Below are 13,198 nucleotides of genomic sequence, written 5' to 3'. Positions count from 1 at the left end.
GCCAACTCGCACTCCTGCACGTTTCATGGCCGTGCCTCCAATCTCATTGATGGAGATAATGATTGGTTTAGATCCACGGAGTATTCGTGGATCCACAACAGATGCATGAAGGCGGCGCGCACCAGCGGCTTAGGAAACTTTTCCATCGCCGCCTCAGCATCTCTGATCGACAGCCCGACGATCTCTGCACGTCGAGCCCGAATCTCATTCAGAATGTCGCGCCTGAACAGCCAGTCCCGCCGATACCCGGCGAGGAATCGTATGTTGGCCAACCGGACACGATCTGGCTCGCTGACGACTGAATATGTCCAGCCCCGCGACTCGACGACCGTCCTGGTCCACTCACACAGTTTGGCGACCTTCGGTGTGGCGAGCCGCTCGGCACGGACTACGTCAACGACCACCGGTCCATCGTCGCTGTCCCATAAGTAGTCCAAGATGTGTCGGCTGGGCTTTCCGTCCACACGAGCCACCAACATGAATGGCTGCGCCACAATATGTCTCACCGACGAATCGAAATCGGCGAGCAACAGGTTCGCGAGTTCCAACCGGGACTCGTAGATCACATGGTCGCGCTCAGTAGCCGACCAGTACGTGCCCGAATAGTGACGCTGACCCAGATACCATCGGAACGTGCGCCACGGATACGCGCCGAACAACGCGGTCGGAGACACCGCACTAGCCGACACCGATCGCTTAACCCCCGCCGCGGGCCGATACATGACGACCGCGGACTCCACTTCCACATCAACGGCCATGACGGTTCACCCCACCATCACATCCATGAGCTCCCGAAGCCACGAGCTCTGCAGGCAAGCGACTACACCCGCACTTGGGCGGCCGCGGCATGCCGAGAACCTTGCCCGGAACTGCTGCGGATTGATAAGCCAAAGAGCCAGTGAACATCAGCTGCCCCCTTTCAAGGTTTGATCTCAAGGTTCATTATTGACCCCCTATTGCGGTCAGCAACCGAGCGAACAAATTTGCAGTTGTCGCTAATTGGAGACGCAAGTACTGACGGAAGTTTTATTGAAGAATCTGACATGCAACTCACAGACCCAAGCTATTTTTCAGCATTCAATATCATATTGATGGATAGCCCATTTCCAGCATGGAAGCAAACGAAGATTACCCTCAAAAGTGCAGCCGTTCTTTTAGAAAGTTTGAGGTAGCCGAGAAATCTGGCCAATATTAGCTTGGATGCGAAGGGGGGTCAGCAAATACGAATCGCTCAAGGACATTCGTGCCACCCCACCGCCTATCACGGCTCAGTGCTATCACCATGCCACCTTCAAAGGTACGTCTTCCAGGGGAAATGTACAATATCCGCACCATAAAATCGACTGCCGATTCTGTCAACATGAAATCGGTCCTGGACCATCGCCATTTATAACCACGAGCGCAGTGTGCCCATTAATAATCCACGCAACTCCCCTGTCGCGCCGTCGTCCTCCACGCAGCGGACACAGTGCCGTCGCGTTCGATTTCCTGCAGGTGTCGCAGAGCCCCTGAACTCGCCAGCTGATTGGGAAGCGGATGTGGGATCAGTTGGGTACCACGCAGGTGTCTACGCGCGAGGTGTCGACCACTTCCTATGTGAGCGAATGGCTTCCAGCTGTCGTGCGATACCGAGAGGACAATCGGCACCATCCGGCCGGAGTTGCTGTCGCGTGGTGGGTGTTCAAAGACCGATCAGTTCGGCAGTCCGGCGAAGGTCGACGGGGCTCACTCAAACCGTCTTCGCGTCACGCGAGCACCCAAACCAGTGGGTAGCGCCCGTCACGATCACGTATCGGCGCGACGCCGACCACCAAGCCCGTCGTCGGGCCCAAGATCGGGTCGTTGGCGAGCACCTGGTTCCACATCGCAGCTTGATGATCAGCACTCGCCCTCTTGACGTAGCTGAACTGCTCGGAGTCAAGGGGATCTCCGAGTCGTGGTGGATTCACCGGCGGAATCTTCATCCGATCACCTACTCGACTGAGAAGTCATTACACATGATCCTCGGACTGATGAAACTGTCAACCAAGCCTCCGGTCGGATCCTGCATCGGCAATATTCGAGCGTTGCCGGACGCGCGGACGCGCGACAACTGCAAATGGTCGCCGTTCTGTGCCCTGTTGGGGCCCACCCAAATATGATGCTGTTCGGGCCTGAGCGCGCAGGCTTTGGGCTGGCGCCACCAATACTCCAACGCCGAGATCGTCCCCGGCCGACGATGGGACTGGGCCCACCTGATCGATGGAACACCGGATGAGGTAGTCGAAAACAAGAGCGGCAGACTTGATTTCGATCAGCTACGCGCCGATGAGGAAGCTCTGCAAGCAGGCCTCAACGTCACCTACAACATCAACAGCAAGTACCCCTACAGCGAGGCAGAAACTCGCCGAATTACAACGACTGCAAGACGAGCACCCAGACCAGTTTCGCGTGAACCGGCTACCCTAACGGGGAGGCAACCATGGGCAGCACATTCAACTATGTACCGATCCAGCTGACGAAAGCGTTCCGCGACGCCCAGTCCGACGAGAAATTCCAAGGCTGGCTCAAAATGCAGGAAGCCGCGGTGGGCATCGAATTCCCCATCAACAACCTCCCAGAGGCGCGCGACAGCATGTTCACCAAAGACATTCTTTCCCTGGCTGAAGCCAAGCTGACCGACCTCTACGCCAGTAACCGCGCCGCATACGCCGGTGACGAGAACATCCACCGCACAATGCGTTTCGTGTACTACATCGGTGAAACCTTCCGCCGGGCATTCGAAGGAACCTGGGTCGCAATCCCCTCAAGACAACACTTCTGAACAGGGCACTCCGCTGCCGAGCATCGACGTACCGTTCCGTGAAGGATTCATCCAACCGACCCAACTCATCGGTTTCGCGCTCACCCGACGCAACGGCATCGAGATCACGCGTGTGTACGGCCACATGGAACGCGCCTACAACAAATGGCAGGAAGCAGGACGCCCGGAGCGCACCTTCCGCGGCACACTGCGGGAGAACGACTAACGGACCGGACGGTCGGTCCATTCGACTGTGAGAATGCCCCTCGACGGCGTTGTCAGGTTGGTCCTACAACTGTTACTTGCACCGGGCGGCAACCAACCCGGTGCGTCGATCCTGGGCCATGATGATCGAGTGAGCAATCAGACGCCCGAGGCAGCTGCCATCGCAGAGGCTGCGATGGGTCTGGCCGGCCAGCGACTGCATCCATTTACGAGGGAGCTCATCGAAGCGCTGTGCCGCGGCGAGGTGACTGGGGATCAAGCCGTGCTAGCGATTGTTGCGCGTTTCGTTACCTAGGCCGATTGAGATCGGCGTCTGGGAACTCGGCATGCCGGCCAGCTCGATTCGTGGGTCTTAAACAACGCCGGCGACTTGATCGGTGACCTGGGTCGAAACCATTGCCCGTAGCACGCTGCCGGTGAGCCACCGGCATGCGTGATTTCCCTTCTGACATGATCTGCGACCTCGTTGGATCCCGGAAAGAAGTGTGATCGAAGCGTTGCTGGCAGATTTAGACTCATTTGCATGGCGGGGGCGTTGCGTGTGAATCCGGAGTCGCTGCGCACTGCTGCGCGTGCTCAAGCTGACGTGGGTGAGTTTGTCTCAAGTCTAGGCGCCGGCCAGTCGCTGAATAGTGCCGGCACCGGGGTGTCTGGTCTGCTCAGCGAAGGTGCGTGTCAGTTCGCCAGCTCCATGGTCGATACCGCATTGAACGCAGTCCGCGAAGACCTGAGCAAGCACTCTGAGAACTTGTCGACCGCTGCCGACCATTACCGCCGCATGGACGAGGAGTTCGGGCGTCGCTTACGCAGGTTCTCCCAATGATTCCCAGCTCAGCGTCACGATCACCCGCATCCGCCTTAAGGCTCACGTCGTGACGGTGACCATTCCTCAGGTCCAAACGTCTCAACCTGAGACGCTGACAGCATCCGCTACCGAACTTGGCCAGAAGGCATCGGGTTTGGCGTCCCGGATCGACAGTCAGCGCGCCAACATCGATGGGTTGCGGTCAGGTTGGCAGGGCACTGCCTCCGACGCGGCGATCGCGAAAGCGCAACCCACTTTGGCACGCATGCAACAGATTCACGATGCTCTGAACCGGGCCCAAACCGTCATACAAGAGGGCGGCACCGCCCTGAATCAAACTCGCACGAGTCTGCTCGGAGCAGTTGACCAGTTGAAGGCCCAGGGCTGGCAGGTCGCACCCGACGGCACGGTATCGGTCCGTCCCGGAAGCGCACTTGATCAGTACGCCAAGCTGAGCCCGGCCAACGCCATGCAACTTCGGCAGCTGGCCACCACAAACTCACTGGGACTCAAGACGCAGTTGGCGAATTTCGACACCTCCGACCGGCAACTGAGCCAGAACCTCCGCACCGCGGTCGGCGGACTAGATTCCGCGCCGCAGAACTTCGGCCCCGGCGATCTCCCACAAGCTCCGCCGTACGACACCGGCGCGGAAATCCCCGTCGGCAAGAGCGCCGAAGAGGTCGACAAATGGTGGCAGTCGCTCTCTCCGGAGAAGCGCGAGCAACTTCGCAAGGATTGGCCCGAAAAGCTGGGCAACCTCAACGGCATCCCCATCGTCGACCGCGACAAGGCCAATCGAGACGTCTGGCAACGAGATCTAGCCCTGCCCCGGGAGATAGCCAAGTCTCGCGGGGTGACCGAAAAAGAAGTTCTGGCACATCCCGAAAAGTACGGCCTGACCGGGCCGACGATGGACCGCTACAAGAACGCCGTCAAAGTTGACGAGGCATTGAAAGCTGATGCCGAGAAAGCCAAGGATGCCAACAACAAGACACCCGAGCTCCTGCTGATGAAATACGACCCCGAGGCATTCGACGGTGAAGGCGCCGCTGCGATCGCAATCGGCAACCCCGACAAAGCCGCGAACACCACCGTGATGGTCTCCGGCCTGACCACCTCGGTGGCGGCCGGGACACTGGCCGACGGGACCGGGGCTAGCGTCTTCACCGAGGCGAACCGAGCCGATCCGCATTCATCGACAGCAGTTGTTCAGTGGATGGGTTACAACGCTCCGGACCTGGATGCCGACCTGGACACCAACGCCGTGGGAGTCACTCAGCCCGACATGGCCCGTGCCGGCGCACAGCTGCTGGCCCCCGACGTCAACGCACTGGCCGTCACCCATGAGGGAAGCCCCGCGCACACCACGGTGATCGGTCATTCCTACGGGTCGACGACCGTCGCCGATGCCGCTGCTGGTTACGGGATGCGCGCAGATGACATCGTCCTCGTCGGCTGCCCCGGAACAGATCTGGCCCAGTCTGCCGCCGATTTCCACCTACCGCCCGACGGGCACCTCTTTGTGGGCGCAGCATCGACTGACTTCGTCACAGGACTGGGTAGCGAACACCTCAACATCCCCGGGACTGGCCTGGGCAACGACCCCGCCATGGACGGGTACGGCTCGACCCGATTCCATGCCGAGGTGGCTGAGCACAGTATCAACCCGCTCAATGAGCACACCTCGTACTTCAGGGATGGCTCAGAGTCGTTGTACAGCATCGCCGACATCGTCTCCGGCCACGGCGACGCGCTCCAAGACCACGGCATGACCGCGGGGCATCGCGCACCGAGTCCTATCCCGGCCTGGCTGCCAGATTTTTCTCCATCGGTGGGGATTGATCCGGAGCTGGTACACAAGTCGAACAACGACCACTATCACACGGGCCGTTGACCGTAACGATCGAGAGAAACGGGGCAATGACGATTGAGACTTGCATGGGCACGAGTAGTAGGAGCGCTGTTGGCGCTGACGGCTTTAGTGGGGTGCTCTGACATCGTGCTGAATCCGATTTCTCCCGAGGAGGCACGCCGCCAGGTCGTCGACGTATCCCGCCAGATCGCCTCCGATCTCGGCGGCGAAGTGGCCGAAGCGAAGTTCGGTTATCAATCCTGCGGCATCAATGGCACACCGCCGTTCAAGGGTCACGCCAATCTAGGGCTGTGGATGCCCGGGGCCGACCGGTCGCGTGCAGTCACTACAGACTCCGTGCTCGACCGATTACGGCAGCACGGTTGGAAAACCAACCCCGACTATCACTCGCACGCCGCGGCGTTCACGCGCGACGGGCTGGATGTGACGGTATGGGTGATACCACCACCCGAACCCGGCGAGCCGCCCACCGCTCATGTGGCGATCGACGTCTACACCGAATGCCGCGACACCTTCGACCATCGCAACGACGGATCGGCGTTTTCCTCGACGGACATCAAGGGAGAAATAGCGCCCAAATAAGGTACAGCTCAAGGGAAGACGAGCATTTCTTTGTGTCCGCATTTCCTGTCGGCTCCACCTCCGCAGCCCAAGCCGATGTTGATCATGACTGGTTCGGGCTGAGCCCCCACGAGCGTGGATAACTACCTCACTAGGGACTGCCCTGCGGCGTTGTTTTCAACGGCGAATTCGAGACTGCCGCCTCTGCGGCTACTGGCACAGACCCGACTGATCCCAAACATGCGGTCCTCAGGGTCGATGCTGAGTCATGATCTTCGAATGAGCGATCGAGCACAGGAAGCGGTTGCTGTCGCACAAGCCGCGACCGGGCTTGCCGGCCAGCCGCTGCATCCGTTCACGAGGGAACTTATCGAATCGCTGTGTCGGGGGGAGTTGACTGGGGATCAGGCCGCAGCGGCTGTGATCGCGCGGTTCGTTGACGCCGCCCATGTCGGTACCTTGGATAGGTATGGAAGGTAGCGCAGCACCGACCTCCGGCAACCGAGGTCGGCGCCGTTTCGGCCAGCTCCCCAGCCTGGTCGTTCCAGAGGACGTCGATGCGCCACTGCCGGACGTCGAACTTGCGCCGTGGGCGGAAATCGCCAAGGAATCGCCTGACCGGTGAGATTCGTCGACCACGGCCGTTTCAGGCCGACATAGGCCCCGATTGTCGGCGCAAACCCGACCCATTGCACCTACCTCAGCCCTTGCCTGTCCTGGTCCGCCAGTACTGACGCGCCCAGAATCTGAGCGATTGGGTCACGTTTCGCTTGCTACCCCGCTTTCTAGACCGTGGGGGCACGTAAGGAATGGCTTGAGCAATACATCCGCCACAAGCGTGGCAAGTGCCAAGTCCGACTTTGGCCGAGCTGGGTCCAGCAACCTTTGCGTTCTAGGGTTCGTGTCCGATGAACGGCTGGCGACCGCAGGTCCTCGATTGTGGGGCTAATGCGGATCCCCCAACCTATTGCGCGCCAGGTTGGTAAATGCCGAAGGTCTGCACCTAGTCGGAGCACTTGAGTCGCTCACGAAATGTATCCCGCGGCAAGTCGTCGCGTATCAGACAAGTACGAGCTATACACTCCTAACTATGTATCAAACCTCCCCCTCTAGCGATGAGTATTGGACGTCGAAGACCCGCTGGTACTCAGCCGTGCTCGACGTCGACAACGTGGCGACGATCTTGGGCCTGCAGGGTTCGACCATGCGCCAGTACGTAGCCAGAAGCCAGTTGGAAGGCTTCCCCGAGCCACTGGCCCGGGGGCGATCCAACGGTTGGTCGCTGGATCAAGTCTTTCAGTTCATCGACCAGTACAAACCACAGTTACGCCACCTCATCCCACGGTTGTACTGCCTTCCGGGGCCGATGAATCCGGCGGTATTCCTACGCGGCGAGGAGATCGTGATCGACGATCGCCTGACTCCGGTGCGGTTTGGTGTGCACTTCTGGCAGCCGAGCGATCGCCGCGGAGAGGTCGCCGTCGCCTACCCGGAGTCGCTTGACGAGCCGGGATGGCGGTTCACAGCTGACCTGCTGGCCCACAAGGCACTAGAAAGGGCTACCGCCGTAATCCTGGTTACCAACGAAATCCAGATGACACCCCAACACGAGTGGCAGGCCTCAATCGCAGTACTCGAACGACACGATGTCGCACTGCCACCGAACACGACCCGCCATCCCATCGGCGACCCCAGTCGCCCGAAAGTTGTTATCCCCGAACTGGGCTGGTACGACCTGGCCAACCTACTGCGTACCGACGTGCCGTGGTGGCCACCGGCTCTGCGTGACATCGCCCAGGTGATTCGCTGGCGTCCCGGCACGCCGCGGCAACACATTCGGATCCAGGACCGCAGTTACAACGAGGCGATGCTGCGCGATGTTGCGTCACATTGCCCACCCGCTCACTCCGAAGCCGCCATCAATCTGGCCGATCGCATCAACCGGATCGTGGAAGACCGTTGGTACAGCGCCTACATGGAAAGTCCCAGTTTGCCTGTGGGTGAACGTTGTGAACGCCCGGGACTCATTCAGGCCGCGGAAGCGAGGTTCCTCATCCCGGTGCCACCGACCCCTTCATACGAGGAACTTGCTTGGCTACTGCACCTCGAAGTCGATGACGCCCTTGTCGCAGACAAAGCCATCGGGGTCTTGGACGCGAGCGGTGCGTGCGAGTCGTTGATCGCCAGCGCTGTCGTGATCGATGACCAGTCCGGGCCGTTGGCGAAACGGTGGCTCGCCGCAGCTAAGCCCGTGAAAGCTGCGGACCGTAGTCAGCTCGGCTACGCCTTTGCGCGAATGAACGCGGCAGGATACGGACCCATCGACGCCTGGCTTGCCCATCCACAGGATGAGAACACCTGGATTGTTGTCACAAAATCTGGAACGGCCGTGGCCACTGTCGGAACCGCCGTGCCGGCCAATGGCCGGCTCGTTGAGTTCGAGCTTGGCTCGTATGGCGGGTTCTTCAAGGACAGCAGCGACCAGGTGTGGCCGCTGCCATTTCCCAAGAGTGGCGGTTACAGCAGCGGCCACGAGGGAACTGGCCCAGCCGATCTCGTTTCCACAGTGGTGGCCCTTCGCCGCGACGCTGCTAGCGACATCGTTACGGTGACACGCCCACCCAACTACCGGTCATTGCCGTTGTGGCGCTACGTTGTCCGCACCAGCACGCCATTTCATGTCAGCCAATCGGACTTCGCTAGTCTCGTCGATTCATCGACGCCACAAGAATCTAGTCCCAACTGATGAAGAGGTGGGGGCCAGGTGTCGGGCGTCGCAATCGCTGTAGCGACGAGAGGCAACCCAAATGGGTGCGGCCACGGCGCGCTTCCTGCGCGACATGTTCGCGCGCAGGTCTCGCGCACCAGAAACACGTGCTCTGGAACGTGTCACGGGCCAAGCCTGCACCCCGGCTGACTAGCGTTCCAGGCATGCCTGCGCAAGCCTGGGTCACGCTGATCGTTGGGTTGATCGCCACCGTTGGGGTGCTGGTCACCTGGCAGCAGAAAAACACCGCGGATCGTCGTAGCGAGTGGTGGAGACGCACTACTTGGGCGTTCGAACGCACCTTCAGCGGTGATGAGGAACAGCGGCGACTCGGTTGGTCGCTGCTTTTGGTGCTCGTGACCTCTAAGCTGGTTACCAAGGGCGACTCTCAATTTGTGCAAGCGGTCGCCGAACATGTGGCATTGGAGGGCGATGACGGAGAAGACTCCGGAGACGACATCATCGCAAGCCCGGACAAAGACGACGACCCAACCCAGTACCGGCAAGTCCAATAGCTTGGCAGTACGCAAGCTAGCCGCGAAGACCGCCGTAGCCGCCAGTAAGAAGAGCGGGCGGCCGGTGAACCCACGCGTCGCCAAACTCGCTGAGTCCTGACTCAGCTCGCCACGACCGGTCGGAAGACCACGTCGAGACGAGAAACAGGGATCTGTGGTCAACCAGTCGCGAACGTGACTCGGCGATCATGAAAATGACTTAACCGAATCATGGCGCCAACCTCTCACGATAGCGTCGGCGCCGGCTGTCGATCATTGGCGAGCGTAAGTAGACTCGCATTGTCACGTCTGGCATTGCCGTTGGTACTGGCGTGTTCCCCGTGAATGAGTCCGGCTCGTTTTAGAGTCCTGTGGGCCCGCGGCGCCCTCCCTCACCGGGCGATCCTGTTCGTCGAGGGACCTCTCGACGTAGCTGTCCTGGATGAATACGCCGGAGGGCGCCTCGACGCCGCGGGTGTGAGCATCTCACGGCACAAAGAACCTCGAAGGCCTTATCGACGGCGAATTCACCGCACGGCTGGGGATCAAGACCCGTGTCCTGACCGACAACACCGACGTCGCGACGCTATGGACCGCAGTAACAGGAAACGTTCCTCAGAAGAGATCAAGCTCGTCAGGCTGATCACACGGTTCGAAGACCAAGGCCGACCGCTACCAACACTTTTCGGCGTCGCTGAGGACGCTCTGCTGTTCGCCCTTCCGGCGGAGGCGATACGGAGTTTCCTGAACGGCCCATTTCCGGAATGGCGGACGCTGGTCGACGAGTGCCGCGCAGCGGACGGACTCGGCCCGTCGGACTCAGCGGAACTGGAAGACCTATGCTCTCGAACACTACCGACTACCACTCAACACCACAGATGGCGTGCGGCGAATCGTCCGCGCGCTGGACCTGGCCGGCGTCGAGTTAGCCAGCATCGGCACGGTGGTCGACGAAATCATCGCGTGGGCCCACGACACGTAGCCAGCGTCGTACCGGACAGCCTCCCGACACAGCCACCCCGCCCGACGCCGACAGGACGATGGTTGACGTATGTCCCCGTTATCGGCACGCTAGCCGACGCCAAAAATACGACGAGCCGCACGGGCGCCTGCAGGAACCGTTCCATTAACGATCATTTTTGGCACATCACGAATCCGGCACGTCGACCCGCCGATTTACTGGCCCCGAAAACGTGTGCCACAACCGTCGGTGCCCTGTGGTAAACCAGATGCATGCGCTTGCTGGGCTACGCGCGCGTGTCCACCCCTGAGCAGAGTTGTGCCGGACAACTCGACGCCCTCACGGCGCAGATCGATACAACGAACGCGACCGGCAGGTTGGTGTTGCATGTTTTTGCGGCGCTTGCCAAATTCGAGCGCAGTCTCAACCACGAGCGCACGATAGCTGGACTTGCGGCCGCCCGGGCAAGGGGCCGTGTTGGCGGCCGACCCCGGGCACTACGCGGTAGCCGCCGGGCGCACGCGTGCGAGATGGCGGCCGCTGGTTTTCCCGGTCGCGGAGATTGCCGGCATCCTGCTCGTCGGGCGCTCGACGGTGTATCGCGCACTGCGCCAAGACGCGATCACTGGAACGACGGGAGATAGCCCCGATGGCGATGACTGACCATGACCGCAAGAAGCTTTGGGGGAAAGCAGCGGGAACCTGCAGCATTTGCCGAAAAGGGCTGGTCCACCAGGCCGAACACCCCGATGACCGGGATGCGCTCGTCGGCGAAGAAGCCCACATCATCAGCGAATCCCGTAATGGTCCGCGGGGCTCTGCATCAGTGCCAGGCATGGACTTCGACGGCTACTACAACCGAATTCTGTTGTGCCGCATCGACCATCGGATCGTCGACGAACAGCCGCACAAGTACACCGTTGACAAGCTGCGCACGATTAGGTCTGAGCACGAACAGTGGGTCCACGATCGGCTACACATCATGCCCGATAAATCGGGTGGGACACCCCCGGGCGTGCGCCTCGAACATCCCGGACTCGGAATGGTGCTACCGCGTCTACGCACTGGCAAGGACGCCTGGTACGCCGTCATCGGCTCTTCGTTCTATCTTCTTGACCCTGTGGACGAGGACGATGCGTCCGCGGAAGCGTGCGACGCCGCCGACATATTCCTCACGAACCTCAAGGACTACGGCGAACTCCACGACGTGATTACAGATCGTGGATTCGATTCGATCCGCGAGGCGCAGCGAGACTTGCGCCGAGGACTCGATGAACTGGCTAGCCAAGGCCTGGCGGCCTTCGGCGCCCAGAACGAGGTAGGAGACGACGATGAACTTCCTATCGTCTTCCCTTCGTCGCTGAGGTCCTCGAGTAGCTGTCCTTCCACGTGAGTACTGCTAGCGACAATTCTTTGCCGTGTCGGTGGAATGCGCTACTTCGCCTGCGTTGAAACGGCATTCGCCGGCAGATGGCGGACGCCCATAAGCCGCTATACGGCAGCGCGGCCGACGTTGCCCGACAGCCCCGGCGTGACGGTATCGACTCCCGCGATCGTTTAGCCAGGCGGTTGCGGCGCGTCCCTCGACCGGCATGGAACCACACGACACTTCTCGTTTTCTCGGGCAAGGCTGTGCGCACGCTGCCGCGCGAAAACCGTTGCCAATATTGGGCGGACGTATCGGGTGCATGGCTGGCATTGGGCATCCCGCGTTCCCGTGTGGCAACCTTCGCAGCCGACTGCGAGCATCACTCCTGGTCTGGCATGGACCCCTCATCTTGATTGAGGCGCCCGAACGGAATGTGTACCGCGGGGGAGTATTTCGATGTGTCTTCGAGGTGTCCGCGCTGATCATCGAAGAAGATATGCGGCCGAAGCACTTCCAGAATCTTTCCTTTTGCCACGCCCCCTAGGAAGAACGCGTCATTGACGATAACTCCCCATTCCTTGAGCGTCAGCACCGCACGCTTGTGAGCTGGTGCATCTCGGGCGGTCACCAGCGATATCCGCAGCCTGTTCTTGTAGTTCGGATCAGTCTTCTTGCGTTGTTCTTCTCGCTTTTGTATCGCGTGGACTTTCAGCAGAAACTCCTGCAGCAGCCCTGGGCTGTGCGGTGTGACCAGGTTCTCGACCTCATGCTGCCGGAACGCATCCAGTCCTTCACCTTGCATCACCTGCTCGGACTGATCGTCAGCGAGGACACCGTCGAAGTCGAACGCGATGCGGACCTGCGCGTCCCCGGGGTCGTCCACTGCTGCCGACGGCAGCACGTGTCCAGCTGGGTAGCCCTGCTCGATGGCTTGTCGGACATCCTTACCGTTGGCAGAAAGAAAAAGCGATATCGACAGTGCTGGTATGTAGATGTAGGGCGCTTGGCCTTGGGTGAACACCGCGCGGCTGCTATCGATGCCATGGTGCTCTATTGAGTTCATAACTCGGAGACCCGTGTCAGGGTCGTTGTGCGACAACACAATAACCTCGACGAGACGGCCCTCCTGCGCCCCGTCTGTGAGGTCATTCAGGGATAGCAAGCGTTTGATGAAGGGGAACGCGACCCCCGGCTCCAATGGCACATCCACTTGCTCCTGCTGGTACGCGCGGTACGCCTCTTCGCCCTGCGTCCGGAAAACCACGTCCGCCTCGCCCAGATTGAACAACGCACTCGACGCAACACCGACGACAAGCCGATGATCGAGTTCGTAGGCCATGACCCTCCCCATTTTTTTA

General features: G+C 60.4%; 12 protein-coding genes. 8 read left to right on the top strand and 4 right to left on the bottom strand.

Features of this window, described 5'->3' with window-relative positions:
• Positions 1–23: 23 nt before the first annotated feature.
• The gene (locus TX88_RS04030; RefSeq protein ID WP_244438341.1) at positions 24–758 is read right to left on the bottom strand and encodes a TnsA-like heteromeric transposase endonuclease subunit; all 735 of its coding nucleotides are present in this window, start codon (positions 756–758) and stop codon (positions 24–26) included.
• Positions 759–1,745: 987 nt separating this feature from the next.
• Positions 1,746–1,964, bottom strand: coding sequence for a hypothetical protein (locus TX88_RS04025; RefSeq protein WP_044514850.1), 219 nt, complete (start codon positions 1,962–1,964; stop codon positions 1,746–1,748).
• A gap of 497 nt (positions 1,965–2,461) precedes the next feature.
• On the opposite strand from TX88_RS04025, the gene TX88_RS34880 reads away from it, so the two are divergent.
• The 4 genes from TX88_RS34880 (at position 2,462) to TX88_RS04000 (ending at position 6,270) form a co-directional block, all read left to right on the top strand.
• Positions 2,462–2,803: a hypothetical protein gene (locus tag TX88_RS34880; RefSeq protein ID WP_049924823.1), complete on the top strand. Its 342-nt coding sequence runs from the start codon at positions 2,462–2,464 to the stop codon at positions 2,801–2,803.
• A gap of 727 nt (positions 2,804–3,530) precedes the next feature.
• A complete protein-coding gene (locus TX88_RS04010; protein ID WP_044514847.1) occupies positions 3,531–3,830 on the top strand; it encodes a type VII secretion target in 300 nt (99 codons plus the stop codon).
• Positions 3,831–3,879: 49 nt separating this feature from the next.
• Positions 3,880–5,709 carry an alpha/beta hydrolase gene (locus tag TX88_RS04005; RefSeq protein ID WP_044514845.1) on the top strand — a complete coding sequence of 610 codons (1,830 nt, stop codon included), beginning with the start codon at positions 3,880–3,882 and terminating at the stop codon, positions 5,707–5,709.
• Positions 5,710–5,778: 69 nt separating this feature from the next.
• Positions 5,779–6,270: a lipoprotein LppJ family protein gene (locus TX88_RS04000; RefSeq protein WP_162563073.1), complete on the top strand. Its 492-nt coding sequence runs from the start codon at positions 5,779–5,781 to the stop codon at positions 6,268–6,270.
• A gap of 228 nt (positions 6,271–6,498) precedes the next feature.
• Here TX88_RS04000 and TX88_RS34135 read toward each other — a convergent pair whose 3' ends face one another.
• Complete coding sequence (locus tag TX88_RS34135; protein ID WP_044514842.1) at positions 6,499–6,699, bottom strand: hypothetical protein; 201 nt, start codon at positions 6,697–6,699, stop codon at positions 6,499–6,501.
• Positions 6,700–7,339: 640 nt separating this feature from the next.
• On the opposite strand from TX88_RS34135, the gene TX88_RS03990 reads away from it, so the two are divergent.
• From TX88_RS03990 to TX88_RS03980, 4 genes are all read left to right on the top strand, one after another.
• Positions 7,340–8,995 (top strand): hypothetical protein, encoded by a 1,656-nt coding sequence (locus TX88_RS03990; RefSeq protein WP_162563072.1) that lies wholly within the window; start codon positions 7,340–7,342, stop codon positions 8,993–8,995.
• A 185-nt stretch (positions 8,996–9,180) separates the two neighbouring features.
• Positions 9,181–9,531 carry a hypothetical protein gene (locus TX88_RS03985; protein WP_244438340.1) on the top strand — a complete coding sequence of 117 codons (351 nt, stop codon included), beginning with the start codon at positions 9,181–9,183 and terminating at the stop codon, positions 9,529–9,531.
• A gap of 1,212 nt (positions 9,532–10,743) precedes the next feature.
• Positions 10,744–11,115: a recombinase family protein gene (locus TX88_RS35515; RefSeq protein WP_084621778.1), complete on the top strand. Its 372-nt coding sequence runs from the start codon at positions 10,744–10,746 to the stop codon at positions 11,113–11,115.
• A 5-nt stretch (positions 11,116–11,120) separates the two neighbouring features.
• A complete protein-coding gene (locus TX88_RS03980; RefSeq protein ID WP_162563071.1) occupies positions 11,121–11,864 on the top strand; it encodes a hypothetical protein in 744 nt (247 codons plus the stop codon).
• A gap of 355 nt (positions 11,865–12,219) precedes the next feature.
• Here the strand turns inward: TX88_RS03980 and TX88_RS03975 are convergent, their stop codons facing one another.
• A complete protein-coding gene (locus tag TX88_RS03975) occupies positions 12,220–13,179 on the bottom strand; it encodes a 5'-nucleotidase (RefSeq protein WP_044519061.1) in 960 nt (319 codons plus the stop codon).
• Between the last annotated feature and the right edge of the window lie 19 nt (positions 13,180–13,198).

The organism is Mycolicibacterium septicum DSM 44393, assembly GCF_000455325.1.
GTDB lineage: Bacteria > Actinomycetota > Actinomycetes > Mycobacteriales > Mycobacteriaceae > Mycobacterium > Mycobacterium septicum.
The sequence above is the reverse complement of the archived record's forward strand: the minus strand, read 5'-3'. Positions and strand labels throughout refer to the sequence as shown.

Bases quoted from the DNA above. Each gene is read 5' to 3' on its own strand.
- TX88_RS03975 (WP_044519061.1), bottom strand. From the start codon at position 13,179: ATGGCCTACGAACTCGATCATCGGCTTGTCGTCGGTGTTGCGTCGAGT.
- TX88_RS34880 (WP_049924823.1), top strand. From the start codon at position 2,462: ATGGGCAGCACATTCAACTATGTACCGATCCAGCTGACGAAAGCGTTC.
- TX88_RS04030 (WP_244438341.1), bottom strand. From the start codon at position 758: ATGGCCGTTGATGTGGAAGTGGAGTCCGCGGTCGTCATGTATCGGCCC.
- TX88_RS04010 (WP_044514847.1), top strand. From the start codon at position 3,531: ATGGCGGGGGCGTTGCGTGTGAATCCGGAGTCGCTGCGCACTGCTGCG.
- TX88_RS35515 (WP_084621778.1), top strand. From the start codon at position 10,744: ATGCGCTTGCTGGGCTACGCGCGCGTGTCCACCCCTGAGCAGAGTTGT.
- TX88_RS03980 (WP_162563071.1), top strand. From the start codon at position 11,121: ATGGCGATGACTGACCATGACCGCAAGAAGCTTTGGGGGAAAGCAGCG.
- TX88_RS34135 (WP_044514842.1), bottom strand. From the start codon at position 6,699: ATGGGCGGCGTCAACGAACCGCGCGATCACAGCCGCTGCGGCCTGATC.
- TX88_RS03985 (WP_244438340.1), top strand. From the start codon at position 9,181: ATGCCTGCGCAAGCCTGGGTCACGCTGATCGTTGGGTTGATCGCCACC.
- TX88_RS04025 (WP_044514850.1), bottom strand. From the start codon at position 1,964: ATGAAGATTCCGCCGGTGAATCCACCACGACTCGGAGATCCCCTTGAC.
- TX88_RS03990 (WP_162563072.1), top strand. From the start codon at position 7,340: ATGTATCAAACCTCCCCCTCTAGCGATGAGTATTGGACGTCGAAGACC.